1 protein-coding gene is annotated in these 213 nt (G+C 52.1%); it reads left to right on the top strand.

Features of this window, described 5'->3' with window-relative positions; genetic code table 11:
* On the top strand, positions 1 to 213 hold a 213-nt coding region (locus E1189_RS00050; protein ID WP_155158128.1), incomplete at both ends, for a condensation domain-containing protein.

The following is a 213-nucleotide window of genomic DNA, read 5'->3' as shown; positions in this document are numbered from 1 at the left end:
CTGATTGGTTTCTTTGCCAATACTACCGTCGTGCGTACCCGCATTGATCATGACCTGAGGGTCACCGATCTGACGGATCAGATTCACCAAACCGTGACCACTGTGCAACGGTATCAGGATATCCCGTTCGAACAGTTAGTCGACCAGCTGGACGTCGAACGGGATCCTTCCCGTCACCCGCTGTTCCAGGTCATGTTTGGCGTACAACATTTT

The organism is Parendozoicomonas verongulae, assembly GCF_009711465.1.
Taxonomy (GTDB): Bacteria; Pseudomonadota; Gammaproteobacteria; order Pseudomonadales; family Endozoicomonadaceae; genus Sansalvadorimonas; species Sansalvadorimonas verongulae.
Note: the sequence above shows the minus strand (reverse complement) of the source record. Positions and strands in the feature narration are given on the sequence as shown.